This is a genomic window from Ensifer adhaerens (assembly GCF_000697965.2).
GTDB classification, from domain to species: Bacteria; Pseudomonadota; Alphaproteobacteria; order Rhizobiales; family Rhizobiaceae; genus Ensifer; species Ensifer adhaerens.
Genome location: NZ_CP015880.1, coordinates 1,562,748 through 1,586,879 on the forward strand (window position 1 = coordinate 1,562,748; position 24,132 = coordinate 1,586,879).

Below are 24,132 nucleotides of genomic sequence, written 5' to 3' on the forward strand. Positions count from 1 at the left end.
ACGTACAGGAGCGCCGCGTACCCCTTCGGGTGCGCGGCGTTTTTTATGGACAAATGCGCCCCATGGTCGTGCGCCCGAAGGCTGCAACAACTCTCACCCGATAGGATGAGTTTCAGCGCCGTGTGATCGGCGTATAGTGCAAGTCTAGGCTGTCTGGGTGGGGCAGAGCCGAGCAGCATTCACGGGAGGGAGCCATGTCGCAGGTGTCGAATGTGTCGGCGTGCGAGCCGAGGTGGCTAACCCTGCCCGCCACTCCGCAGCTTCCGGCTGGCGGACGTGAGGGTGTTGTCGAGCTCGCGGACGCCAGGATCTGGCACGCGGTGTATGGTTCGGGTGCTCCCGTCATTTTGCTACATGGCGGGCTCGGCAATTCCGACTATTGGGGGCTTCAGGTCACGGAGCTCGCCAAAACCTGTCAGGTCATCGTGATGGACAGCCGGGGTCACGGACGCAGCTCCCGAGGTGGTGGGAGCATGAGCTATGAACTCATGGCAGGCGATGTCATGGCACTGATGGCTCACCTGACGTTGCCAAAGGCGGTCATCATCGGCTGGAGCGACGGCGCGATTATCGGGCTCCTGCTGGCGATGCGGCATCCCGATCTCATAGCCGGTGTCTTTTCCTTCGGGGCAAACAGCAATCCATCCGGAACACACGATTTTACCATGAGCGTCGTCTTCAACGCCTATATCGCGCGAACGGGCGAAGAGTACGCCCTGCTGTCGTCGACGCCAGGGGGATTTAAGCGCTTCTTCGACGAGATGATGGCGATGTGGACTTCGCAGCCGAACATCACGGCCGGCGACCTTCAGAAAATCCGGGTCCCTGTCTGGGTGGTGGATGGCGACCATGAGGAAGCCATCAAACGGGACGACACGCTGTTCATCGCCGACAACATTCCGGGGGCCGGCCTGTTGATCCAGCCTGAGGTCAGCCATTTTTCGATACTGCAGAACCCGCACCAGTTCACCGAAGACATCCTCCGGTTTCTCCGAGAGAAATGCATCGCCTAGACGCCGGTCGTCTATGACCGCCCGATCCAGTGTGGAACGCTTGGGTTGACGACCGTGGTCGGTGCTTCGGCACATTCGACACGGTTGCGACCGTTGGCCTTGGCCGTATAGAGCGCCTCGTCGGCGCGCTGTATCACCGGATCGAGCGCCTCGCCGATGCCGACGGCCGTGACTCCGAAGCTCGCCGTCACCCTTGCTGCTTCCGGAAGTCCGCCGATCTGCTGGGACATGATCGCCGCACGCATGCCGTGGGCGACGACGCGCGCTTCCGACAGGTCCGTGCAGGGCAGAAACACCGCGAACTCTTCGCCGCCGAGACGGCCGGCGACGGCACGGTTGGGCATCACGTCCATCAGCACCCGGGCGAATCGGCGAATGACTTCGTCGCCCGTGAGGTGGCCATAGGTGTCGTTGACCAACTTGAAGCGATCGAGGTCGGCGAGAATGACTGTTCCCGGCGTCTGGGTGGTGCGGGCGTGCAGGAGCGGCATGACCCGTTCGATGAAGCCACGGCGATTGTAGAGGCCGGAGAGCAGGTCGATTTCCGAGCGCGCCTGCGCGTCGTCGACAATCTCCTTGACCATCGCGCCGAGCATGGCAAGGCCGGCGCCGACGATGAGGATCGCACCGAGCGCCTGCGAGATGAGCGCAAACGGGCTGGAAACATAGTCCTGGGCCGTTACGCCCGAGCCTGCGACGACCGCGGCATAGATCTTTACGAGGTAGTAGGCGGCCGAGAGCGCCAGCAGGCCGAACAACAGCCAGTCAAAGAAGGTGCGACGGCCGGAGCGAAGGACGACCGATGCCGTCCACGCCTGGATCACGACAAAGGGCGCCTGGTACGGGATCGCATGCTCCCAGGTGCCTCTCGGCAGGTCGTAGATCGCCAGGTCCAGGGAAACGCCGGCAACGAAGAAGGCGCCGAGCAACGGCACGCGCACCGGCACTTGATAGAAAAGGCCGAGGCCAAAACGCAGAAGACAGAAGCCGCCGAGCACGCAGGCAAAGGCGCTGACGGCAAAGAGCCGCGGGGTCGAGGAAAAGGGAACGATCGTTTCGCAGACGGCTGCAAGCGAGGCGACGGCAAATCCGGCAGCGCACCAGAGCGCCGCACGCCGCTGCCGGCTCTTTGCGGCAATGATGAGAAATGCGGCCGTGAAGATCTGCGCGATGATGAAATTCACGGCCAGCAGAGAAATCGCACCACCCATCGACGAACCCGAAACCCTCGTGCGGCACCAAGCCGCTCCTCGCCACCTCCAGTGGCAGCGGCTGAGATCCTAATTCGCTGTTGCGAAAATTTGATTAATCCGTTGGGATGACGGACTTATGGCGAAACGCGAGATCAACTTCAAGTTCTTGCCGCGCGCCGGCCGCCGCTGACCGGTTGCCGCACGCCCGTCGTTCCCGGATAGGTAAGCGGCAGGCCTCGCAAGGCGCGTACGGCGAGGTAGGCCCAGGCCTCGGCCTCCATCGAATCGCCGTTGAAGCCCACCGCCTCCGCCGCAAGCACTGTTGCGCCCTCTACTTCGGCAAGCGAAGCGAGGTCACGCATGATCACCGGATTGAGCCGGCCGCCGCCGCAGACGACATAGGTGACTGGCCGCTGTGGCAAGTGCCCCGCCGATTTGATGATCGCTGCCGCCGTGACATGGGCAAGCGTGCGTGCGCCGTCGGCAAGGCCGGCATCGCTTCCGGCCGGTGGTGCAAAATCGTTCCGGTCCAGCGAGCGGCGCGTGGCCGCGGTGAAGAAGGCATTGGTGAGATAGCGTTCGGCAAGCGCCGGCAGCACCGTTCCCTCGCAGGCGATCATGCCGCCCTGGTCGAAGGGAATGCCGGCATGCGCTTCGACCCACTGGTCGATCAGCGTGTTGCCGGGACCGCTGTCATAGGCAATGAGCGTCTCGCCTTCGCCAATGAAGGTCAGGTTGGAAATGCCGCCGATGTTGACGAAGACAACCGGTGCTGGAAGGCCGGCCGCGCCTCGCGCCAGTGCTGCGTGGTAGGCGGGGATCAGCGGCGCGCCCTGCCCTCCATGTTCCATGTCGTTGGCGCGCATGTCGTAGACGACATCGATGCCCGTTTCTCCGGCAAGGAGCGCGCCGTCGCCGATCTGCACCGTCAGGGCCTCGTCTGGGCGGTGCAGCACGGTCTGTCCGTGAAAGCCGAGCACGTCGATATCAGCCGCCGACAGGTTGTTCTGTTTGAGGAAGGTCTTGACCGCTTCTGCGTGTCGCAGCGTCAGGTCGCGCTCAAGCGCATCAAGGGCGCCCGGCCTTTGGTCGCGTTGCGTGATCGCCTTCGCTTCGACCAGTCCCTGCTTCAAACGATCCCGAAATTGCGCGTCGTAGGGAAAGCTGGCAGATGGTCCGCGCTCGACGACGGTCTCCCCGTCGGTTCGCAACAGGGCCACGTCGATGCCGTCCATGCTCGTGCCACTCATCAGGCCGATTGCGGTTCTTGTCTGTGTCATGCGGGTCAATATTTCCAGAATCACTTTTGAAGTGATTATGCGCAAAAACAGTGCTAAACGCCCGTTCGTTCAAAAACTCCCCCCGCAAGAGAGACAGATCATGTCCGGTTTCAAGTCCGATTTCCTTCACACCCTCAGCGAGCGTGGCTTCATCCACCAGATCTCCGACGAGACTGGCCTGGACGAACTGTTCCGGAAGGAAACCGTGACGGCCTATATCGGCTTCGACCCGACGGCGCCGAGCCTGCATGCCGGCGGCCTGATCCAGATCATGATGCTGCACTGGATGCAGGCGACCGGCCACCGGCCGATCTCGCTGATGGGCGGCGGCACCGGCATGGTCGGCGACCCGTCCTTCAAGGACGAGGCTCGCCAGCTGATGACGCCGGCGACGATCGACGCCAACATCGCCAGCATCAAGACGGTGTTCTCCAACTACCTCAGCTATGGCGAAGGCCCCAAGGACGCGTTGATGATCAACAACGCCGACTGGCTGCTCGGCATCAACTACCTCGAATTCCTGCGCGACGTCGGCCGTCATTTCTCGGTCAACCGCATGCTGTCCTTCGACAGCGTCAAGACGCGGCTTGATCGCGAGCAGTCGCTGTCCTTCCTCGAATTCAACTACATGATCCTGCAGGCCTACGACTTCGTCGAGCTGCACAAGCGCACCGGCTGCCGCCTGCAGATGGGCGGATCGGACCAGTGGGGCAACATCATCAACGGCATCGACCTCGGCCACCGCATGGGCACCGAGCAGCTCTATGCCCTGACCTCGCCGCTTCTGACCACCTCGTCGGGCGCAAAGATGGGCAAGTCGGTCAACGGCGCCATCTGGCTGAACCCGGACATGCTGTCGGCCTATGACTTCTGGCAGTACTGGCGCAACACCGAGGATGCGGACGTCACCCGCTTCCTGAAGCTCTACACGACCCTGCCTATGGCCGAGATCGATCGGCTCTCCGAGCTGGGCGGCTCTGAGATCAACGAGGTCAAGAAGATCCTGGCAACCGAGATCACCGCCATGCTGCACGGCCGACCGGCCGCCGAGCAGGCGGCGGAGACCGCTCGGAAGACTTTCGAGGAAGGCGCGCTCGCCGCCGACCTGCCCTCGGTCGAGATCCCGACTGCTGAGCTTGAAGCCGGCCTCGGCCTGCTGACGCTGATCGTACGCGCCGGTCTTGCCGCTTCCAACGGCGAGGCTCGTCGCCATGTCCAGGGCGGTGCCGTCAGGATCAACGACGAGGCCGTCAGCGACGAGCGTCGGATCATCGGCACCGGCGACGTGACCGCCGACAATGTCGTCAAGCTGTCGCTCGGCAAGAAGAAGCACATTCTGGTGCGCCCGGCCTGAACCGGAGCGCCACTCAAGAATTTGAAGGGCCGGCCCGACAGCGCCGCGCGTCTGTTAAGACGCGCAAAGGTCGCTGTAGAACTTTGAAGTGCTGCATGTTTTGTCCTTAAATCGGCGACGATTTAAGGACATGCAGTGCGTCGGCCTTCTTCATTGGAACTCGAAGATGCTGCGGAAGACGCCCGGCGCGATGATCGACAAAGGATTGATCGTCAGCTTCGGCTGGTTGAACGGGCCGTTGAGCTTGAAGGTGATGCCGAGCAGGCCGCGGTCGCGGCCGTTGCCGAGCAGTACGCCGATCAGCGGCAGTTCGCCGAAGATGCGGTTCAGCCCATAGGCCGGCATGAAAGTGCCAGTCATGTCCATGATGCCATTGTTGTCGCGCACCGTTCCCTGGAAGGTCGCGCCGACATCGGTGCCGCGCAGCACGCCGCCTTCGACGCGAATCGCGCCGCGATCGAGCGCCAGTTGCGCGAAGCCGCGTTCGAAGCGGGCCGAGCTGACGTCGATGTCACGGCGCACGGCCTGGTTCAGGCTTCGGCCGTCGGCACCGGTGGGCGTCGACACCATCGATTGCAGGCGCTGCTCGCCGACCAGCTGGAACTTTCGGATATCGACGCTGCCGCGCCAGGAGCGTCCGCCACGGTCACGCAGTTTGAGATTGAGCAGGCCGCCGCGCATGTTCTGGTAGATGTCGGCAAACCGCGCCAGCGCGCCGGCATCGCCCGTGGTCAGCTCTAGCGTGTTGTCGGCACCGGCCTTGGCGAGCCGGGCAACCAGCGCCTGACCGCTGCTCGTCACGGCCGAGAGGTTGACGTCCTCGATCTGACGTCCGCGCTCGCCGTAGACCAGATTGACGTTCGAGAGCGATTCGCCATTGAAACCGGTGACGCGATCGAGCTGGGCCCTGATGGCAATGTCGTCGCCACCACCCTGGTTCTGGTCGCTTCCGGTCTTCAATTGCGCCAGGATCGGCCTGATATCGGCTGCAGCGCCGCTGAGCGACGCCGTGTAGCCGCCCCTGGTGCGGTCGATGGAGACCTTGAAGTCGTCGCCCTGCGCCAGGCGGACATTATCGAGATCCGCCGAGAGCAGACCGCCATCGTCGATCTGCAGCTTGCCGCGCGCACCAAAGCCGTCGCCGGCAACCGTGAAATTGCTGATTGTTGCGATCTTGCCGTCCATCGAGGACGTGAACTGCGCCTCGGCCGGAATCCCGACGCCCTTGCTCCAGCCGATCCAGGGAAGCGAGAGCTGGGCTTTCGTGAGGTCGATCTCTGCCGTCTGCCGGCTCGCCTCGTCGATTGCAACGTCGATCGTGATCGGTCCGGAAACGATCCGAGAAAGCCCAGGTATCAGTTTCTGCCAGACACCCTGCTCCAGCGAGCCCGAAATCTCGCGCGAACGCTTGACGGTCGAACCGGAATCGACCGGTTCCGTCAGCGCGACCTTGACCTTCGCGCCTTCGATACGGGCATCCGCATCGAGGACCGCCTGCTGATTATCTACCCGAAATGTGCCGACCAGATCCTCTACGGCGCGCCCGAACATGGCCTTCTGGACCGTGACCTTGTCGAGCTGCATCTGTACCTGATAGAGCGGCTTCGGCGGCTTCTGATCCGAGATCAGGCCGAAACGGGCGCCCACGACGGCGGTCAGAGGACCGCTGAAATCTTCCGGCAGCAGCGGGGTCTTTTGCAGCGCCTGAATCGGCTTGTAGCTCACGAGCTCGGCGATCGCATCGGCATCGCCGCCAACCTCGATCTTCATCTCCGCCATCAGTGGTTTCGTGTAGACGTCGGGAAGGATGAAGTCGCCGCCGTTGAGCGCGACCGCGCGTCCAGACGGGAAGAAGGCGGTCCCCTTCTCGATCTCGGCTGTCATGCGCTGGCCGCTCAGCTTGAACTTGCCGGAGGTGTCGCGCAGCGGGGGTATCTCGCCGGTGATGTTGATGCGCGTGTCGTCGATATCGAAGTTGATATTGAGCTCCTGCTCGTTGAGCTTGAGCTCGCCTTCGTTGGAGGCGATCCGCCCCTCGGCGACCGATACTTCGATGCGGGCATTGGTGACCGTGCCGCCGAAGAGGTTGGCGATCGCCCAGCGCCGCGCGCCCTTGGCCAACCACCACGGCCACAATTGCTTGACGGCGGTCGCCTCCATGCGATCGCTGACCGAGGCGAAGCTGATCTGCGGTGATGTCTTGCCGAAGGCGACGGAAAGCGATCCGAACATCGAACCGAGCGGGGTCGACACGGCGAGCTGGTCGAAGATCAGTTGGCGCTTGTCCGACACAAACCGGCCATTTGCCTTGGCATCGAAGATCAGTGGCGCGTCGGCGACGTCTTCCGGGGCGGAGCTTGCGTTCTTGAGCAGGAGGTCGATGGCAAACCCCTTCTCCGTTGCGCCGGCAATCTTGTCGAGGTCGATAATCGCCCCGGTAAACGGAAAGGTCGAACGGCCGATCTTGACGGCCGACGGCAGAATTTCGACGGACGAGCGCTCGAAGTCATAGGCGACGTCCATTTGCGAGGCATTGAGCGTCGAGACGAGGTTGCCCGCGTGAAACTCGCCCTTGGACGTGCGCACTGTCACGCGCAGATCCGGTTTCGCATTGCCGGCGGCCCGCGTCGCCTTCAGCGACAGCCCGGCCGATGCGACGACGCCGAAGGGCGGCTCCGAGCCGACTTTACCGTGGTAGAAGAAAGGTGCGAGCGGCAGATTGGTGATCGACGCTTCGAAGCCGGTCATGTGCCCCTTGTCGCCAAGGGCGTCGGCGCTGAGATCGACGTCCACCCCGTCGACGGTGACGCTGCCCTTGACGCTCATCGAGCCGCCCGCGTCACGGTTGAACTCGAGCGCGTTGGCGACGACGGGCACGACGCGATCGCGGGAGCCGATGACGGAGAAGCTGAAATCCGACAGCGTGACCTTCTGGCTGCCGCGGCCGGCCGCCATCTGCGATATGCGGTCGACGTGGGAGAAGATTGCCTCCAGCGTATCGCCAACGTCGGCAATGCGGATCTTGGTGAGATCGAGCGGTTCGCCGCGCGGCAGCAACCCGGAATCGAAATCGCCGCCTTCCGCTTCGAGGTTGGAGACGGCGATGCGTCCGGTCATCAACGCCAGCGGGTCGAGCGCGATCGAGATCGCGCGGAGCTTGGCGACCGGCTGGCCTGAGGACGCTTCGCTGAGCGCCACTTCGCGGGCTCTGAGCGCAATCGCGCCGCCCGCGGTCATGCGCACCACAGTGCTGCCGACCTCTACGCGGTAGGCATCGCCGAGCGCTGCATTGAGTGCGGTGCGGGCGCGCGCGTTAAGCGTGCTGTCCATCACCCCGCTTTCGATGACGACAATGAGGATCGCCGCGATGGAAAGCGCGAGCAGCGATGTCAGCAGTGCGATCTTGGCACAGAAGCGCGCGGCTTTGTTCTTGCGCGGCGCGTGCACGATCATGGGTTCGTGCGCCTGCGCCGAAGGCAACGCATGCAACGCGACGATGTCTTTCTTGCGAAAGCCGACTTTTTCGCCGCGGATCTCACTCATCAGCGCGGGCGTCCTCCATACGATACGAGCTTCGTCGTCGCCCTCCGTCTCTGTCATTTCGGGGCGACCACTTCTCGCTTCTTGTAGACCACATGTCATCGTGCCGAGTCACCAAGGGACGCGGGACCATGCTGTGGAAAGCGACCACCTGCGATGGAATTCGCGCGCGCAGGCGACTGCAACGTTTCGTAGCGGCCCATGCCGTCCGAAACCTGTCGAATCTAGCACAAATGCGCTGGACGGCAGTCGACGATTTTCGCTATGCCCAACAGCGCCGCGTGCCTTGTGGCGCGCAAATGTCACTCGACTAGCTTGAGCACTGCACGTTTTGCCCTCTGGTCGGCAAAGACCAATGAAAACATGCAGTAGCGCCCGATTGTCTGCAAAACTTGGCGGAAGGAAGGTTTAATCATGGCAAGACCCGGTCCCGGAGATGTCGCTCCCGACTTCACCCTGCCGCGTGACGGCGGCGGTACGATTTCGCTCTCGGCCCTGCGCGGCCGCCCGGTTGTTCTGTTCTTCTATCCGAAGGACGATACGCAGGCCTGCACGCTTGAGGCGATCTCGTTTTCGGAACTTGCCGACGACTTCGCCGCAGCCGGCATAGCCCTGATCGGGCTTTCGCCCGACTCGGTGAAGAAGCACGACCGCTTCGCCAAGAAGCACAACCTGACGGTGCCGCTCGCTGCCGACGAGGAGAAGTCGGTCGTCGAAGCCTATGGCGTCTGGGTCGAGAAGATGATGTACGGGCGCAAGTACATGGGTGTCGAGCGCAGTACCTTCCTGATCGGCGCCGACGGTGTCGTCGTCAGAGTTTGGGAAAAGGTGAAGGTGGACGGCCACGCCCGCGAGGTCCTTGACGCCGCAAAGGCGATCTGAGGGCGCCGATGACGGAGTTGCCCGTGTTCCACAGCCTGCGGGGCGGTGCAGTCGAAGCGATCCGCGCCGCCGACCTCGAGGTCAAGACGGCGCTCGCGCAGGAAGCCGCCCGGCGCTGGCAGCGCCGCACGCTGTCGCTGCGCTCGCCGCTCGACCGGCCGGTGCCGGTGCGCCCAGGCCGACCGGACAAGCCGGTGCTGACGCCACCGACGCAGGTCAAGCGCCGGTCTCTCGGTTCGCTGAAGGGCCGAATCGCACTTCTGCACTCCATCGCCCATATCGAATTGAACGCCGTCGATCTCGCCCTTGATATCGTCGCCCGCTTTGCAACCGAGCCGGTGCCCAATTCCTTCTTCGACGGCTGGATGCGTGTCGCCTTCGAAGAGGCGAAGCACTTCCGCATGGTCCGCCAGCGCCTGAACGACCTCGGCGCCGACTATGGCGACCTGCCTGCCCATGACGGCCTCTGGCAGGCGGCGCACGATACGCGCAACGACCTGACGGCGCGGCTCGCCGTCGTGCCGCTCATTCTCGAAGCGCGCGGTCTCGACGTGACGCCAGCGCTTCAGGCCAAGATGCGCGAAACCGGCGACTTCGAGAGTGCGGCCGTGCTCGACGTCATCTACGAGGACGAGAAGGGCCACGTCGCCGTTGGCGCCAAATGGTTCCGCTTTCTCTGCGCCCGCGAGAAGAAGGACCCGGCAGCGACCTTCCAGCAGCTGGTGCGCGCCAATTTCCGCGGTCCCCTGAAGGCGCCGTTCAACGATATCGCCCGCGCCGAGGCCGGCCTGACGCCGTCGTTCTACCGCTCGATGACCGCTTCGACCAATCGATAGCGGACATCACCTTCCCGCAATCTTGCTTACCGATTGTTAACCCTAACAAAGTGTAATGATCCCCAGGTGATGCGAGGCAACGCGCACATGGCGGGAGAGAACGGGTGTCTGGACATCAGGCAAATCGTACCTTTGGAAAACGCAAGCAGAATCACGTCCTGATCCTGGCCAGCGGCGACAAGGTCCGGCACATGACCGTGCGCCCGTGGATGGCGGCGATCGCTGTCTCCTTTGCAGGCGTCTGCAGCATCGGCTATCTCGCGGCCACTTCCTATCTGGTTTTGCGCGACGACCTGATCGGCGGCACGATTGCCCGCCAGGCCCGCATGCAGCATGAATACGAGGATCGGATCACAGCGCTGCGGGCGCAGGTCGATCGGGTCACCAGCCGGCAACTGCTCGACCAGCAAGTGGTCGAGGAAAAGGTCGAGAAGCTGCTGCGCCAGCAGATGGCGCTGACCTCGCGCAACGGAAAGCTCGGCGCCCTGGTCGAAAGGGCCGAAAGTTCCGGCGTCACGACCGCAACCGATGCGCCTGCGGCCGTCGAGCCGCTTGCCTATGAAAAACGCGCCGATGCGAGCAGCAGCGGCAGTGTCAAGGCAATTGAGAAGCTGATGGGACTGAACGTTGCGCCGGTCAGTGCTGCAGCTGTCCCCGCCCTCGCCTATGCAGCACCCGATGCCGGCGAATCAAGTTCCGACCGCGCCGACCGGATTTTCTCAAAAGTGACGCTCTCGCTGAAGGATGTCGAGCGCGAGCAGATGACGCGGGTCCAGCGACTGACGGACGGTGCGGCGAAGACGTCGGATGCGATTCGTTCGATCGTCGGGCGCACCGGTGTCGACCTGCCCGTTGACGATGTCGCCGAGTTGATTCCGGCCAACGACATATCCGGCTCGGCCGAGACGGCGATCGGCGGCCCCTTCGTCGAGCCTGTGAACGATGACGATTTCGGCCGTTCGCTTGCCGCACTCGATACCGCACTCCTGGAGCTCGACCGCACGCGCGCCGAGGTCCGCAAGCTGCCCTTCGGCAACCCCTCGCCGGCCAGCGACATCACCAGCGATTTCGGCAACCGGCTTGATCCGTTTCTCGGGCGTCTGGCGCTGCATGCCGGCATCGACTTTCGCGCAACGGTCGGTACACGCATCCGCTCGGCCGCGCCTGGAACGGTGACCAATGCAGGGTTGACGGGCGGCTATGGAAACATGGTCGAGATCGACCACGGCAATGGTGTCGCGACGCGCTACGCCCACCTTTCCACCGTGCTGGTGAAAGCCGGCGACCGGGTGAAGGCTGGCGAAGTCATTGCCAAGTCCGGCAACACCGGGCGCTCCACCGGACCGCACCTACACTATGAAATCCGGCTGAACGGCAATGCCGTGGATCCCATGCGGTTTCTGGATGCGAGCACCAAGCTTGCGAGCTATATGAACTGACGCTGCCGCGCGGTTCCGCTTGACAAGAAATGCGACAGATTCGCCACTATTTACCTTTTACTGCTTCAACGTGCTGGATTTCTTGACTTTCGGCGGCGTTCAGCTTAAGAGCGCGGCCACGTGCTCGTGCGTTTTCCATCGATCGATCAGTGTTCTATTGAACCGGAACGGAAACAGATTTCCCTTTGACCAATTTTGCTGACCTTGGCCTGAGCCAAAAAGTTCTCTCCGCTGTCACCGATGCGGGCTACACAATCCCGACCCCGATCCAGACAGGCGCTATCCCGCCGGCGCTGCAGCGTCGTGATATTCTGGGCATCGCCCAGACGGGCACGGGCAAGACCGCTTCGTTCGTGCTGCCGATGCTGACGCTGCTCGAAAAGGGCCGCGCCCGCGCGCGCATGCCGCGTACGCTCATTCTGGAGCCGACGCGCGAACTCGCCGCACAGGTCGCAGAGAACTTCGACAAGTACGGCAAGAACCACAAACTAAACATCGCGCTTCTGATCGGCGGCGTGTCCTTCGACGAGCAGGACCGCAAGCTTGAGCGTGGCGCTGATGTGCTGATCTGCACGCCCGGCCGCCTGCTCGACCACTTCGAGCGCGGCAAGCTGCTGATGAGCGGCGTGGAAATCCTGGTCATCGACGAGGCCGACCGTATGCTCGACATGGGCTTCATTCCCGATATCGAGCGCATCGCCAAGCTGATCCCGTTCACGCGCCAGACGTTGTTCTTCTCGGCGACGATGCCGCCGGAAATCCAGAAGCTTGCCGACCGCTTCCTGCAGAACCCGGAGCGCGTCGAAGTCGCCCGCCCGGCTTCCACGGCTCAGACGGTGACGCAGCGCTTCGTTGCGGCGCATGCCAAGGATTACGAGAAGCGCGCGGTACTGCGTGATCTGATTCGCGCCCAGGACGAACTGAAGAACGCGATCATCTTCTGCAATCGCAAGAAGGATGTCGCCGACCTCTTCCGTTCGCTCGACCGCCACGGCTTCTCCGTCGGTGCGCTGCATGGCGACATGGACCAGCGGTCGCGCATGACGATGCTGGCCAACTTCAAGGACGGCAACATCAAGCTGCTCGTCGCCTCCGACGTTGCGGCCCGCGGCCTCGATATCCCTGATGTCAGCCACGTCTTCAACTTCGACGTTCCGATCCATGCGGAAGACTACGTCCACCGCATCGGCCGTACCGGCCGTGCCGGCCGCTCGGGCGCGTCCTTCACGCTGGTGACCAAGCGCGACACGAAATTCTCCGACGCCATCGAAAAGCTGATCGGCCAGAAGGTCGAATGGCTGAACGGCGACCTTTCCAATCTGCCTGAGCCGATGGAAAGCCACGATACCGGCCGCCGTGAACGCGGTCGTGATGGCCGCAAGGACCGGAAAAAAGATGGGGATCGCGGCTCCAAGGCCCGTTCCGATCATAAATCCGATACCGTGCGCGCCGATAGTGAGGCCGAAATTGAAACAGTCGTGGAAAGGGCGGAATCGGTGAAACCGGCACGCAGCGCAGAGAACAAGCAGGCACAGAACAACCGTGGCGATCGTCCGGTGCGTGCATCGAACCCTGCCAACGACGACAATCGCGACCGCCGCAACCGTCACCGCCGCGACTATGACGACGGCCCGACGCCCGTCGGCTTCGGCGACGAAATCCCTGCCTTCATGCTGATTGCCGGCAAGGCCTGATCCGAAAGGATGGGCCAGCCGGGCATCGATTTTCCGGGCTTCGGCTGCGGACTTGTCATCGTGCGCGATGGCAAGATTCTGCTCTACAGGCGCGTCAATGCGCCTGAGGCCGGGCATTGGAACATCGTCGGCGGCAAGGTAGATCACATGGAGCGTTCGCAGGCTGCGGCCTGCCGCGAGGCCGAAGAAGAATCCGGCCTCAAGATTGGCTCGACCGAATTCCTCTGCCTCAGCGAACAGGTGATCGACGCTGACCGCCAGCACTGGATCTCGATGATCTATGTGACCCGGGATTTCTCAGGTGAACCTCAACTCACCGAACCGGACAAGCTTTCCGAATTCGGCTGGTTTAGCCTCGACGCCCTGCCCCAACCGCTATCCCGCTTTACCGCCGATGCCGCCGATGCCTTGCGCAGGCATGAACAGGGCGTCGCCGCATAGCAGCCGCCCACCGGGGGCCGGTGTTCTTCGTACGTCCCTCGTTCTGTGCATTGCTGGTGCCGCTGTCGGCGGCGTTCCGCGGGCACCAACAGATCCGGCCGATGTCACTTAGGCGCGCCGATGGGAAACGTGGTGATCGTGTCAATATTTTCATCTGAGGCGCAGCTGCCGCGCATAGGCTGGACGGCCTACTTCCTGGAGCGTAGCGCCGCCTCATAGGCAAGCCGCACCCACCGCGCCATCTCGTCGGGATCGTCGAATGCGTCGTCCGGAATGCTCCAATAGGGCATCTTCACCGGCTTGCCCTTGCCGTCATAGGCCCATTGCCGCGAACCGGCCGCCTCCAGCGCCGGCGCTGTTTGCTCGTCGCCCTTCAGCAGAATTTCGCCATCGACCTCAAGGGCGAAGATCACACCCTGGCAATAAATGCCCTTGCCGCCGAACATCCGCTTGATGGTCACCGGCCCGAGGACCGCGAACATGTCTTCGATTGCGGCATTATCCACGCGTCTGTTCCTCCAAGATACCGCCGGCGGCGACGATCTGTTCCGGCGTGTCGAGATCGAGGCGCGCCGCCGCGCCGAGTTCGACATCGATGACCGGCAGCCCGCTCTTTTCGATAATGTGCCTTGCACCAACGTCTCCGACCAGTTGCTTGATCGCCGAAAATGTCTGTCGCGGCAGGATCACCGGATTGCCGCGCTGTCCGCCTGCGGTCGCGCGGATGATGGAGCGGCCACCTTCGGCGACGAAACGTTCGATGAGCCGGCGCAGATCGTCGCCGGTTATCCCGGGCATGTCTGCAAGCATCACCAGCATGCCCGGCGCCCGCGCCCCGACTGCCGAAAGCCCGGCCGTCAGCGAAGAGGCCATGCCCGAAATGTAGTCGGGGTTGGAAACGAACGTCACCGGCAGTCCTTGCAGCGCATAGCGGATATCGGCCTCGCGGTGGCCGGTCACGACGCTGACCTTGCCCGGAGCGGCCTTAAGCGCGGCTTCGACGCTGCGGCGCACGAGCGGCACGCCATCGAAAGTTGCGAGAAGTTTGTGCCCGCCGTCAGCGCCCATACGGCTGGCCCGGCCAGCGGCCAGAACGACGACTGAAACCGAGCCGGATGACAACTCCGTTGCATGTTCGCGTGGCTGCGGCCGGGTCGGGATCTCACTCAACAAGCCGCCGACGCCAAGGCCGGTAATATCGTCGAAACTCGGCCACTCGCCGGCAAGGATCCGGTCGAGGATCCAGTCGAAACCATTCTCGCGCGGGCTGCGGGCGCAGCCGGGTGCACCGATGACCGGCGTTTCGCCGACGCGGCCGAGAACGAGAAGATTACCGGGGTCAACAGGCATTCCCACATGATCGACCACGCCACCGGCCCGCCGGATCGCCGCCGGAATGACGTCTTCGGGATCGGCGACCGCCGAAGCGCCGAAGACGATCAGCAGGTCGTGCGTTGATCGCATTTCGGCGATCGCCGCCCCCACGGCGTCTTCCCTATGCGCGACGCGCCGTTCGGTGAAGAGTTCGCTTCCGGCCTGTCGCAGCCGCGCCGCGAGGATGGCATGGGTCTTGTCCATGACCTGGGATTTGAGGTTCGGCAACTCCGTTGCTATCAAGGCTGCGCGGCGCGGCGCGAACGGCTTGACCTCGAAGGCGCGATGGTCGCGCAGAAGCCTCTCCGCCTGCTCGACGAAGGCGCCGGCGACCGCAAGCGGGATGATCTTGATCGTTGCGACCATATCGCCGGGCTGCACCGGCATATGGTCGTCGAGACAGGCGAAGGTGATGGAGGGATCTAGGCGGTTCAAGCGATCGACAATTTCGCGGCTCGCAACGAAGAGGCCGGCGACCTCGGAATAGACGTTGACGCGGCCGGTCGCTGCCCGCGAAAACCGGAGATGATCGGGGGCCACGGCCGCGGCAATGCGCGTGGCCGCCTCGTCTTCCGGGAGGTCGCCGGCATCAAGGCGGGCGGCCACCACCTCCACGACACCTGAAGCGGTCAAAGCGACGATGTCGGCGGATGTGACCCGGTGCCCCTTCGGCAGCCTGGCATCACCGACCTTCACCGCATGTGCGAGCATCGCGCCCTCTGCTTCTGCGACCTTGATCGGGCCGAACCTCATGCTTCACTCCCTGCGGAAGCAACGTCACGCCGTCGCAGCGCCTCGATGATTTCGGCGAGGATCGCAACCGCGATTTCGGCAGGACTTGCCGCGCCGATATCGAGACCGATCGGTGCACGGATGCGGGCCATGTCAGCATCGGCGACACCCGCATGCCGCAGTCGTTCGATCCGTGTGGCATGTGTCTTGCGGCTGCCGAGTGCACCGACATAGAAACAACCGGCCGACAGTGCCGCCCGGATCGGTTCGTCGTCGATCTTCGGGTCATGCGTCACGGCTGCAAGTGCCGTGAAGCGGTCGAGCGGTCTGAGTTTCAGGGCGTCCTCCGGCCAATCGGCGATGAGGTCGACGCCGGCAAAACGTTCCGGCGTGGCAAAGGCCGTACGCGGATCGATGATGGTCATGTCGAAGCCGGCAACGGGCGCAAGCTGCGCCAGGGCCTGTGAAATATGCACCGCGCCGATGACGAGGATGCGCGGCGGCGGCAGGTAGACATTGAGGAAGAAGGAGCCCTGCCCGGTTTCGACGATCCCGGCTCGGCCGGACCGCAAGGCACGGGCAACGGCTTCGCGCCAGGGTTCTGGACAGTCGTCGCCTTCGAGGTAGACGCGGACACCACCGGTAAGATCGCTGACGGTGACGGCGGCGCGGCGGGCCGCGCGCGCAAGATTGAGTGTTTCCAGGATCGCCTGTTCCATCGTCAGCCGTTAACCCGTTCCACGAGGACCCGGATCCGGCCGCCGCAGGAAAGCCCGACGCGCCAGGCGGTCTCGTCCGCGACGCCGAAGTCGAGAACGCGCGAGGTGCCAGAGGCGATCACGTCGGCCGCTTCGGTGATGACCGCGCCCTCGACGCATCCTCCCGAAACAGAGCCCTGAAAATTGCCCTCACTATCGATCACCAGATGGCTGCCGACCGGCCGTGGCGCCGAGCCCCAGGTCTCGATCACCGTTGCGATCGCCACCCGGCGTCCTTCCTTCAGCCAGGCTTCGGCGATGTCGAGCGGATCGAGAACATTGACTGCCTGCCTCATGCCTGCCACCTCCCATGCGCGCCGGTCACCGTGGCCCGGCCAGGCTCTAGGAACCGCCGCGGGTCCGCCTGGCGGGAGCGCTGCCCGGACAGCGCCTTCACCAGTTCGCCAATCGATTCAAGATTGTGCACGGCCCGGAATTCGTCAACATGCGGCAGCATCGCCCGCACACCGCGCGCCCGCGCCTCGAAGCCGTCGAAGCGCAGCAGCGGGTTCAGCCAGATCAGCCGCCGACAGGATCGGTGCAGGCGGTCGATTTCGATTTCGAGATCGGCGACGTCATCGCGCTCCAGACCGTCGGTGATCAGAAGCACGATCGCGCCCTGCCCGAGCACGCGCCGCGACCAGCGCCGATTGAACTCATGCAAGGTCTCGCCGATGCGCGTGCCGCCGGACCAGTCCTTGACCGCAGCGACGCAGTCGTCGATCGCCGCATCGGGATCGCGATTGCGCAATTGGCGCGAGACATTGGTCAGCCGGGTTCCGAAGAGGAAGGTATGAACGCGCCGCCGTTCCTCGGTCAGCGCATACAGAAAGTGCAGAAAGATGCGGGTGTACTGGCTCATCGAGCCGGAGATGTCGGCGAGCACGACAAGCGGCGGATGAACGACGCGCCGCTCCCGAAACCTCGGAAGGATCAGTTCGCCGCCAAAGCGCATGGCGTCGCGCATGGTGGCGCGCGGGTCGATGCGGATCTGACGCTTCGAGGGGCGGAAGCGGCGCGTGACGACGCGGTCCATCGGTAGCGTCAATGCCGAAAGCGCGCGCTTGGCCTCGGCAAGCTCGGCAGCGCTCATCTGCGCGAAGTCGGCCCGGCGCAAAAGCTCGCGACCGGAGACCGTGAAACGTGCATCGACTTCGATCTCCGGCTCGTCGCGCGGCGGTCGATCGGCCTCGTGGCCAGAAAGCAGCGCGTCGCTGACGCGGGTCTCGCCTGCCCGGCGCTGCTGCCGTTCGCTCTCGCGTTCCGGCGCCAGCGGCGACATCATCGCGATCATTTTTTCGACGAGACCGCGCGACCGCCAGAACAAGCGAAACGCCTCGTCGAAGACCGGCTGATCTTCGTGACGTTTGACGAAGACGCATTGCAGCGCGGCGTAGAACGCGTCCCGTCCACCGATCCCGATCAGCGCCACCGCATCGATGGCGTCGGCGATGGCGCCTGGCCCGATCTTGATGCCGGCGCGCCGGAGCGCGCGCGCGAAGAAGACAATATTGTCGGCAAGCCGTCCGTCGCCTGCCGCGATTGGCGGGGGAACATCGTCCCTGTGCTGTTCCCGCGCCTCCGTCATCAGCTTGCCGCCAGCAATTCCGCCTTGACCTCGGAGAGCAGCTTTCGCCCCCCTTTGCCCCCTCTATCCTGGCGATGTCGTCCTGGTATTTGAGTAGGGTGCCAAGCGTGTCGGCGATCGTCTCTGGATCGAGCGCCAGCCGGTCGAGTTCCGTCAGCGCCGTTGCCCAGTCGATGGTTTCGGCAACGCCCGGGTTCTTGAAGAGGTCGATCGTGCGCAGCCGCTGCACATAGGCGATGACTTCCCGTGACAAGGTGGCATTGCAGCCGGGAACCTTGCGGCGAATGATCTCCAGTTCCTGCGCCGCCTTGGGATAATCGACCCAATGATAGAGGCAGCGGCGCTTCAGTGCGTCATGGATCTCGCGGGTGCGATTGGTGGTGATGATGACAACAGGCGGTTCGTCCGCCCGGATCGTACCAAGTTCCGGAATTGTCACCTGGAAATCGGACAAAACTTCCAGCAGGAACGCCTCGAAGGCTTCATCTGTCCGGTCGAGCTCGTCGATCAGGAAAACGGGCGCACGTCCCGAATTGGAGGAAATGGCCTGCAGAACCGGGCGGCGGATCAGGAAACGTTCGGAGAAGATGTCGCTTTCGACCCGCTTGCGGTCGACCTTGCCGGATGCTTCCGACAGGCGGATTTCGAGCATCTGCGCCGGATAGTTCCACTCGTAGACCGCCGAGGCGACGTCGAGACCTTCGTAGCATTGCAGCCGGATCAACGGCCGGTCGAGCGCCTTGGCCAGAACCTTGGCGATCTCCGTCTTGCCGACGCCGGCTTCGCCCTCAAGAAAAAGCGGGCGCTTCATCCGGAGTGCAAGAAACAGCACCGTCGCCAGCGCCGTGCCGGCGAGATAATCATGTGCCTCCAGCAGTGCCATCGTCTCTTCGATGGACTGTGGCAGGCCCGTTGCCGCCTGTGCCATGTCTCCTCCACCACGGCCCGAATCGATCGCTGGATGCTGGAAGGGGGCAAAATCCACCGGCCAACTCAACGACTTAGAGCGATCTTCTCATGTTGCGATGAGCAGTCGACCGCTGAGTAAAAAACTTATAGCGAGTGGTATCCGCGGTCCACATAAATGAGCGGCGGGCGGGACGGCCCGATCGCGACGTCGACAACCTCGCCAAATAGCACCAGATGCGTGGCGATCGTCTTCACCTCGACCAGACGGCAATCGAAAGCGGCGGTGGCATTGACGAGGATTGGCGCACCGGTCCTAAGCCGCGTCCACTGTCCGAGCGCAAAACGCAGATCCATGTCGAGCTGGTCGCGGCCGGAGAAGCCATGGGCAAGCGCCCGGTGCTCGTCGCCGAGCAGGTTGAGTGCAAAGCTGTCGCTGCGCGTGAAGATATCGTTGCGCGGATTGGCGCCGTTCAGGCAGACGAGAACCGTCGGCGGGCTATCGGAAACCGAGCAGGCCGCAGTCACAGTGACGCCGCGCCGCTCGCTGCCGTCAGCGGCGGTGATGATCTGCACGTGACCGGCCAGGCGGCTCATCGCGTCGCGATAACTGATAGGGTCCAGCCGGGTCTTCTCCAACACATCTTTCTCCGGGCGATGTCAGGCACATACATAGACGCTGGCGGAAAATATGAAACCCGCCGGAGGGAGAATCTTGCACATCTGCGACGTGGCCGTGACGCAGATTGAACCTTCTTCGCCAGGAGCGGCATCTTTTCCTTTGACGCCGGGAGGCACATCCTTAAAACATGCGGCAACGACCGTGCCTCGCGTCTGACGCGAGCGGCAACGGAACAGGAAGCTGTGGTGGCTCGCCGTAGGACTTTGCCCGGATCGGTTCGGTCGGGAAAGCTTGCGGCGGCGGAGTAAGTGAATGCGTCGATCCATTGTCAGCAGCCTTATCCTTGCCGGACTGGTACAGGCAACGCCGGCTTTGGCGGCCGGCATCAAGGTGGCGGTCGTGGCGCCTGTGGAAGGTCCGTTCGCGCCGCTCGGCAAGCAGATTGTCGACGGCGCCGGCTTCAAGGCCGGTGATCGCGGCAGCGAGATCGTCGTCATTCCCGAGACCTGCGATACCGCCGGCAGCGAGGCACTGACCAAAGCGCTGCTTGCCGCAGGTGCCGAGGCCGCAGTCGGCTTTCTCTGCACCGAAAGCCTGGATGCGGCGCTTCCGGCACTGACCGAGGCGGGCTTGCCGGCGATCACGCTCAGCGTGCGCTCCGATATCCTGATGGAAGACGCGCTCAAGAACAAATGGCCGCTCTTCCGCCTCGCACCGAGCGGCAATGCCGAGGCTACGGCGATCGTCGATGCCATCGTCAACCGCTGGAAGGACAAGCCCATCGCGCTCGTCGACGATGGCACGATCCACAGCCGGGAACTGGTCGAGGCCGTGCGCGCAGCACTCGCCGAAATCGGCATGACGCCGGTCTTCAGCGACACCTACCGGCCGGCGCAGGAGCAGCAGATCAACCTCGTGCGGCGCCTGGTGAAAAGCGGTGCAACCCACGTCTTCACCGGCGGCGACCGGCAGGATACCGCCGTGATCGCCCGCGATGCCATTGGCGAAGGCGCGAGCCTTACCTTGCTTGGCGGCGATGCCTTGAATGCGGCCGATCTCACTGTCCCGCTTGCCGATGGCGTGCTTGCGGTAACGCTGCCGGATGCGGCGCAGTCGCCGGAGGGCAAGCCCTTTGCCGACGAAATGCGCGCCGCCGGCATCGAGCCGGAAGGCTATGTGATGCCGGCTTTCGCCGTGATGGCTTTGCTGGAGGAAGCCAAGGACCGGGCAGCACAGGACGACAAGTCGCTGATCGAAGCGATCGCCGGCAAGGGGCCCTACCCGACCGTTCTCGGCCTCACCGCCTTCAACGCTGGGCACGAGCGCGCCGACAACCCCTACCGTTTGATGCAGTGGCAAGGCGGCCATTTCGCGCCCGCGGCCGCTGAAGGAGCCGCCCCATGATGCGTCCCGGACCGCTGAACCTGATCACCGATGTCAAAGGTCTGACGGTCGGCAACGCCGAGGACCATCGCCTGAAATCGGGCGTCACCGCGATCGTCTGCGACCCCCCCGCGACGGCTGCGGTCCAGGTCCTGGGCGGTGCGCCGGGAACCCGGGAGACCGACCTGCTCGATCCGCACAATACGGTACAGACGGTCGATGCGCTCGTTCTTTCCGGCGGTTCGGCCTTCGGGCTCGATGCCGCGTCCGGTGCTCAGGCGGCGCTCAGGGAAATGGGTCGCGGCTTCGCCGTCGGCCCACACCGGATACCGATCGTACCGACGGCGATCCTCTTCGACCTCATCAACGGTGGCGACAAGGATTGGGGCCGATTCCCGCCCTATCGCGAACTCGGCTTCGAGGCCGTCGGGCGGGCCGGCGCGACATTTTCGACCGGTTCGGCAGGCGCCGGCACAGGCGCGCTGACCGCGAGCCTGAAGGGCGGTCTCGGTTCGGCATCCACAGTTCTGCCGAACGGTATCACCATCGGCGCCCTCGTCGCCGTCAATGCGCTCGGATCCGCCACCGTCGGCGACACCGGGCATTTCTGGTCTGCGCCCTTCGAACTGGAGAGCGAGTTCGGCGGACTTGGCCTGCCCCACCCGATGCCGGCCGATGCGGCCGACATCCGCATCAAGTTCCGCGACCGCCAGGCCGCCGTGGCCAATACAACGATCGCGGTCATTGCGACGGATGCGGTGCTGACGAAGGCCGAAGCCAAGCGCCTGGCGATTGCCGCCCATGACGGCTTCGCCCGCGGGCTCTGGCCGGCGCACACGCCGCTCGACGGCGATCTGATCTTCGCGCTTGCGACCGGCGCCAGCGGCAAGACGCCGACAACAGAGGATTTCATCGATCTCGGCGCCGTTGCAGCCTCGACCATGGCGCGCGCGATCGCCCGCGGCGTCCACGACGCAACGCCGGCGGAAAACGATCTCATGCCCTGCTGGTCAGAGCGTAGCTGACGCAGCTTTGATCGCAGGCATGTTGTTTGCGGGGCTCGGCGGTGCTATTCCCGCGGAAAACACGCTGGAGTGCGCCATGACCCACCCTATCCGCATTGCCCCGTCGATCCTGGCGGCCGATTTCTCCAAGCTCGGCCAGGAGGTTCGCGATGTCGTCGATGCCGGCGCGGACTGGATCCATCTCGATGTCATGGACGGTCATTTCGTGCCGAACATCACCTTCGGCCCGGATGTCATCAAGTCTCTGCGTCGCTACACCGATGCGACGTTCGACTGCCACCTGATGATTTCGCCGGCCGACCCGTTCCTCGAAGCCTTCGCCAAGGCCGGCTGCGATATCCTGACGGTGCACGCGGAAGCCGGTCCGCACCTGCACCGCTCGCTGCAGACGGTCAGGTCGCTCGGCAAGAAGGCCGGCGTGTCGCTCAATCCGGCAACGCCAGAAAGCGCGATCGAATACGTGCTCGATCAGCTTGACCTGATCCTCGTCATGACCGTCAATCCGGGCTTCGGTGGGCAGAAGTTCATCGACGCCACCGCGGAAAAGATCCGCCGCATCAAGGCGATGATCGGCGATCGACCGATCGAGATCGAAGTCGACGGCGGTATTGCGCCTGAAACGGCAGCCATTGCCACCGGCGCCGGCGCCAATGTTCTCGTTGCCGGCTCGGCGATCTTCAAGGGCGGCTCGGTCGAGGCCTATCGCTCGGCGATCGAAGCGATCCGTGCGCCGGCCGAGAAGGCTTATCGATGACGACACGCGCGGCAATTTCCGGCCTTTGTTGCCTGGCCGCGGCCGCCGCTGCATCGCCGGCGCTTGCTGGCGACTATGCCGCGTTGCAGCCGATCGGCTTTTCCGCCGATGGCAATGTCTTTGCCTTCGAGGAATATGGCGTTCAGGACGGCTCCGGCTTTCCGTATTCGACCATCTATGTGATCGACACGCGCAATGACAGCTTCCTGCCGGGTGCACCGGTGCGCGCTGTCAGTCGCGAAGATGGCAGCCCGCTGTCGAAGGCGCGCCATGAAGCCCGCCGTCGGGCTGCGCCCCTGATCGATGCCTATCGCCTGGCCGATGCACCCGGGTTGCTCGCAGCCTTCAACCCGATCACGGAAACCAACGCCAAGCCGCACTCGCTGACCTACGATGCCTTTGCAGCCGATGAAGCGTTCCGCGAGACCTATACGGTAACGCTCGAGGAAAAGACCTTCGAGCCGGACGGCATCTGCAAAGACTTCCTGAAGGAAGCCAAGGGTTTCCGTCTGTCGATGACGATGAAGGCGGGCGCACCGGCAAGCGACGTGCTTCAGGACGACAGCCGCATACCGGAAAGCCGCCGTTGCCCCACCGGCTACCTGGTCGGCGGCGCCATCACCCACCGCAACGACGACGGTTCGGAAACCCATGTGATCATGGTGCTTGTGAAGTCGCTCGGCTTTGAAGGCACGACGGACGGGCGCTGGATCGCGGTCCCGACGCGGATCGCGAAATGAACGAAGCGGCCGCCAGCGTCGAAGCGAAAGCAGGGCGTGCGGCGGTCGGTGCCCGGAAGCGGACCCGCCTTGCCCGGTCCGTGCCGAGCGTTCCGTTGCTGCTCCTTGGCGCACCCTTGTGGAGCGCGTCAATGACGCTATCGGCGTGGTTTGCGCTGTGGCTGCGGGAACGGGACGTGACCTTTCATCTGGCCGAACTTCTTTGGGTTTTCGGGGCCGGCGCTTTGCTCGCCTGGCCGCCGGCGCTGTTTCTCGCCCGCTTCGCGGCGATCGGACGCGGCGTAGAAACGCGTTTCGCCGCCTATCTCTTCTTCCTTTCGCTCGGCACGATCGGGATGACGGCATTGCTCTTTGCGCTCGACTACCGCGAGTTCTATGCGCAGTGGCACGCCCCGATCGGAACCACGACCTGGCTCTTCCAGTTCGCCTTTACGACGCTGATCGCCTTCTACCAGTTTCTCGTCATGGGCCTTCGCCTCTATTTGCCGATCGGCGGTGTTATACTGCTCGCCGTCTGCCTGTGGCTGGCAAGCGATCGCCGTGCGCAACGGCGTTGAGCTTCGCGGCTATCTTTGCTA

Annotated in this window: 20 protein-coding genes and 2 pseudogenes; 12 read left to right on the plus strand and 10 right to left on the minus strand. The window is 63.7% G+C overall.

Going from position 1 to position 24,132, the window contains the following annotated elements:
• Positions 1–194 precede the first annotated feature (194 nt).
• Entirely contained in the window at positions 195–1,013 is an 819-nt protein-coding gene (locus FA04_RS07495; protein ID WP_034794347.1) for an alpha/beta fold hydrolase, read from the plus strand.
• 11 nt (positions 1,014–1,024) lie between these two features.
• Here the strand turns inward: FA04_RS07495 and FA04_RS07500 are convergent, their stop codons facing one another.
• Both FA04_RS07500 and FA04_RS07505 read right to left on the minus strand, forming a co-directional pair.
• Positions 1,025–2,224, minus strand: a complete 1,200-nt coding sequence (locus tag FA04_RS07500; protein ID WP_034794350.1) for a GGDEF domain-containing protein — start codon at positions 2,222–2,224, stop codon at positions 1,025–1,027.
• A gap of 140 nt (positions 2,225–2,364) precedes the next feature.
• Positions 2,365–3,486, minus strand: coding sequence for an anhydro-N-acetylmuramic acid kinase (locus tag FA04_RS07505; protein WP_034794354.1), 1,122 nt, complete (start codon positions 3,484–3,486; stop codon positions 2,365–2,367).
• A gap of 100 nt (positions 3,487–3,586) precedes the next feature.
• On the opposite strand from FA04_RS07505, the gene tyrS reads away from it, so the two are divergent.
• Complete coding sequence (tyrS, locus tag FA04_RS07510; protein ID WP_034794357.1) at positions 3,587–4,840, plus strand: tyrosine--tRNA ligase; 1,254 nt, start codon at positions 3,587–3,589, stop codon at positions 4,838–4,840.
• 150 nt (positions 4,841–4,990) lie between these two features.
• Here the strand turns inward: tyrS and FA04_RS07515 are convergent, their stop codons facing one another.
• Positions 4,991–8,383: a YhdP family protein gene (locus FA04_RS07515; protein ID WP_034794360.1), complete on the minus strand. Its 3,393-nt coding sequence runs from the start codon at positions 8,381–8,383 to the stop codon at positions 4,991–4,993.
• Between the two features lie 411 nt (positions 8,384–8,794).
• Between FA04_RS07515 and FA04_RS07520 the strand changes: the two genes are divergently transcribed.
• The 5 genes from FA04_RS07520 to FA04_RS07540 all read left to right on the plus strand — a co-directional run bounded on the left by FA04_RS07520 (position 8,795) and on the right by FA04_RS07540 (position 13,672).
• Positions 8,795–9,262: a peroxiredoxin gene (locus FA04_RS07520; protein ID WP_034794362.1), complete on the plus strand. Its 468-nt coding sequence runs from the start codon at positions 8,795–8,797 to the stop codon at positions 9,260–9,262.
• 8 nt (positions 9,263–9,270) lie between these two features.
• A complete protein-coding gene (locus FA04_RS07525) occupies positions 9,271–10,098 on the plus strand; it encodes a ferritin-like domain-containing protein (RefSeq protein WP_034794364.1) in 828 nt (275 codons plus the stop codon).
• A 104-nt stretch (positions 10,099–10,202) separates the two neighbouring features.
• On the plus strand, positions 10,203–11,537 hold the full coding sequence (locus FA04_RS07530) for a M23 family metallopeptidase (protein ID WP_034794366.1): 1,335 nt from the start codon (positions 10,203–10,205) through the stop codon (positions 11,535–11,537).
• A gap of 185 nt (positions 11,538–11,722) precedes the next feature.
• A complete protein-coding gene (locus tag FA04_RS07535; protein WP_034794369.1) occupies positions 11,723–13,231 on the plus strand; it encodes a DEAD/DEAH box helicase in 1,509 nt (502 codons plus the stop codon).
• Positions 13,232–13,240: 9 nt separating this feature from the next.
• Complete coding sequence (locus tag FA04_RS07540; protein ID WP_034794370.1) at positions 13,241–13,672, plus strand: NUDIX domain-containing protein; 432 nt, start codon at positions 13,241–13,243, stop codon at positions 13,670–13,672.
• 188 nt (positions 13,673–13,860) lie between these two features.
• On the opposite strand, the gene FA04_RS07545 is transcribed toward FA04_RS07540, so the two are convergent.
• The 7 genes and pseudogenes from FA04_RS07545 to FA04_RS07575 form a co-directional block, all read right to left on the minus strand.
• On the minus strand, positions 13,861–14,178 hold the full coding sequence (locus FA04_RS07545; RefSeq protein ID WP_034794374.1) for a TfoX/Sxy family protein: 318 nt from the start codon (positions 14,176–14,178) through the stop codon (positions 13,861–13,863).
• Complete coding sequence (locus FA04_RS07550) at positions 14,171–15,799, minus strand: NTP transferase domain-containing protein (RefSeq protein ID WP_034794377.1); 1,629 nt, start codon at positions 15,797–15,799, stop codon at positions 14,171–14,173. Before FA04_RS07550 ends, FA04_RS07545 begins: the two co-directional genes overlap by 8 nt.
• The gene (locus FA04_RS07555; RefSeq protein WP_034794379.1) at positions 15,796–16,497 is read right to left on the minus strand and encodes an XdhC family protein; all 702 of its coding nucleotides are present in this window, start codon (positions 16,495–16,497) and stop codon (positions 15,796–15,798) included. The genes FA04_RS07550 and FA04_RS07555 overlap by 4 nt, the downstream gene beginning before the upstream one ends.
• A gap of 2 nt (positions 16,498–16,499) precedes the next feature.
• Positions 16,500–16,832 (minus strand): XdhC family protein, encoded by a 333-nt coding sequence (locus FA04_RS07560; RefSeq protein WP_034794382.1) that lies wholly within the window; start codon positions 16,830–16,832, stop codon positions 16,500–16,502.
• On the minus strand, positions 16,829–18,124 hold the full coding sequence (locus FA04_RS07565) for a vWA domain-containing protein (protein WP_051659307.1): 1,296 nt from the start codon (positions 18,122–18,124) through the stop codon (positions 16,829–16,831). The genes FA04_RS07560 and FA04_RS07565 overlap by 4 nt, the downstream gene beginning before the upstream one ends.
• Positions 18,124–19,052 (minus strand): annotated as a pseudogene (locus FA04_RS34240) (AAA family ATPase). The gene FA04_RS07565 and the pseudogene FA04_RS34240 overlap by 1 nt, the downstream one beginning before the upstream one ends.
• Positions 19,053–19,177: 125 nt before the next feature.
• A pseudogene (locus tag FA04_RS07575) lies at positions 19,178–19,704 on the minus strand (flavin reductase family protein).
• Positions 19,705–19,964: 260 nt separating this feature from the next.
• Here FA04_RS07575 and FA04_RS07580 point away from each other — a divergent pair.
• The 5 genes from FA04_RS07580 to FA04_RS07600 all read left to right on the plus strand — a co-directional run bounded on the left by FA04_RS07580 (position 19,965) and on the right by FA04_RS07600 (position 24,111).
• Entirely contained in the window at positions 19,965–21,056 is a 1,092-nt protein-coding gene (locus tag FA04_RS07580) for a branched-chain amino acid ABC transporter substrate-binding protein (protein ID WP_034794390.1), read from the plus strand.
• Positions 21,053–22,060 carry a P1 family peptidase gene (locus tag FA04_RS07585; RefSeq protein ID WP_034794392.1) on the plus strand — a complete coding sequence of 336 codons (1,008 nt, stop codon included), beginning with the start codon at positions 21,053–21,055 and terminating at the stop codon, positions 22,058–22,060. Before FA04_RS07580 ends, FA04_RS07585 begins: the two co-directional genes overlap by 4 nt.
• 76 nt (positions 22,061–22,136) lie before the next feature.
• Entirely contained in the window at positions 22,137–22,814 is a 678-nt protein-coding gene (gene rpe / locus FA04_RS07590) for a ribulose-phosphate 3-epimerase (protein WP_034794395.1), read from the plus strand.
• Positions 22,811–23,554: a DUF2259 domain-containing protein gene (locus FA04_RS07595; protein ID WP_034794398.1), complete on the plus strand. Its 744-nt coding sequence runs from the start codon at positions 22,811–22,813 to the stop codon at positions 23,552–23,554. The genes rpe and FA04_RS07595 overlap by 4 nt, the downstream gene beginning before the upstream one ends.
• Positions 23,551–24,111, plus strand: coding sequence for a hypothetical protein (locus FA04_RS07600; protein WP_082572765.1), 561 nt, complete (start codon positions 23,551–23,553; stop codon positions 24,109–24,111). Before FA04_RS07595 ends, FA04_RS07600 begins: the two co-directional genes overlap by 4 nt.
• Positions 24,112–24,132: the final 21 nt, after the last annotated feature.

What these genes read in the sequence shown, in the direction of transcription:
- FA04_RS07550 (WP_034794377.1), bottom strand. Translation starts at nt 15,799, where the DNA reads ATGAGGTTCGGCCCGATCAAGGTCGCAGAAGCAGAGGGCGCGATGCTC.
- tyrS (WP_034794357.1), top strand. Translation starts at nt 3,587, where the DNA reads ATGTCCGGTTTCAAGTCCGATTTCCTTCACACCCTCAGCGAGCGTGGC.
- FA04_RS07495 (WP_034794347.1), top strand. Translation starts at nt 195, where the DNA reads ATGTCGCAGGTGTCGAATGTGTCGGCGTGCGAGCCGAGGTGGCTAACC.
- FA04_RS07540 (WP_034794370.1), top strand. Translation starts at nt 13,241, where the DNA reads ATGGGCCAGCCGGGCATCGATTTTCCGGGCTTCGGCTGCGGACTTGTC.
- FA04_RS07525 (WP_034794364.1), top strand. Translation starts at nt 9,271, where the DNA reads ATGACGGAGTTGCCCGTGTTCCACAGCCTGCGGGGCGGTGCAGTCGAA.
- FA04_RS07500 (WP_034794350.1), bottom strand. Translation starts at nt 2,224, where the DNA reads ATGGGTGGTGCGATTTCTCTGCTGGCCGTGAATTTCATCATCGCGCAG.
- FA04_RS07580 (WP_034794390.1), top strand. Translation starts at nt 19,965, where the DNA reads ATGCGTCGATCCATTGTCAGCAGCCTTATCCTTGCCGGACTGGTACAG.
- FA04_RS07600 (WP_082572765.1), top strand. Translation starts at nt 23,551, where the DNA reads ATGAACGAAGCGGCCGCCAGCGTCGAAGCGAAAGCAGGGCGTGCGGCG.
- FA04_RS07555 (WP_034794379.1), bottom strand. Translation starts at nt 16,497, where the DNA reads ATGGAACAGGCGATCCTGGAAACACTCAATCTTGCGCGCGCGGCCCGC.
- FA04_RS07520 (WP_034794362.1), top strand. Translation starts at nt 8,795, where the DNA reads ATGGCAAGACCCGGTCCCGGAGATGTCGCTCCCGACTTCACCCTGCCG.
- rpe (WP_034794395.1), top strand. Translation starts at nt 22,137, where the DNA reads ATGACCCACCCTATCCGCATTGCCCCGTCGATCCTGGCGGCCGATTTC.
- FA04_RS07565 (WP_051659307.1), bottom strand. Translation starts at nt 18,124, where the DNA reads ATGACGGAGGCGCGGGAACAGCACAGGGACGATGTTCCCCCGCCAATC.
- FA04_RS07595 (WP_034794398.1), top strand. Translation starts at nt 22,811, where the DNA reads ATGACGACACGCGCGGCAATTTCCGGCCTTTGTTGCCTGGCCGCGGCC.
- FA04_RS07515 (WP_034794360.1), bottom strand. Translation starts at nt 8,383, where the DNA reads ATGAGTGAGATCCGCGGCGAAAAAGTCGGCTTTCGCAAGAAAGACATC.
- FA04_RS07585 (WP_034794392.1), top strand. Translation starts at nt 21,053, where the DNA reads ATGATGCGTCCCGGACCGCTGAACCTGATCACCGATGTCAAAGGTCTG.
- FA04_RS07560 (WP_034794382.1), bottom strand. Translation starts at nt 16,832, where the DNA reads ATGAGGCAGGCAGTCAATGTTCTCGATCCGCTCGACATCGCCGAAGCC.
- FA04_RS07505 (WP_034794354.1), bottom strand. Translation starts at nt 3,486, where the DNA reads ATGACACAGACAAGAACCGCAATCGGCCTGATGAGTGGCACGAGCATG.